The sequence below is a fragment of the Dyella sp. ASV21 genome, assembly GCF_016428975.1.
In the GTDB taxonomy this organism is placed as follows: domain Bacteria; phylum Pseudomonadota; class Gammaproteobacteria; order Xanthomonadales; family Rhodanobacteraceae; genus Dyella.
Window position 1 is genome coordinate 1 of record NZ_JAELTT010000418.1, and the last position, 255, is coordinate 255.

The 255-nt window shown below is 65.9% G+C and carries 1 pseudogene; it reads left to right on the top strand.

From position 1 onward, the window contains the following. A pseudogene (locus JHD67_RS22135) lies at positions 1-255 on the top strand (IS5/IS1182 family transposase); the annotation flags it as partial.

Consider the following 255-nt stretch of genomic DNA (forward strand, 5'->3'; position numbering starts at 1 on the left):
CCTGCGAGGAGGCAGGCATCACGCCGCTTGTGCCCCAAACGCAGACCTCCTCCAGTGCGGCGGCGGGGCGCTTTACCAAGCAGGACTTCCGCTACGACGCCGCTACCGATAGCTATCGGTGCCCCGCAGGCAACGTGGCCACGCGCCGCATGAGCACGGACGAAAACGGCAAGACGATCCACGTCTACTGGTCATCCGCTTGCCCGAGCTGCCCACTGCGTACGAACTGCACCACCGGCCGTTATCGGCGCTTGC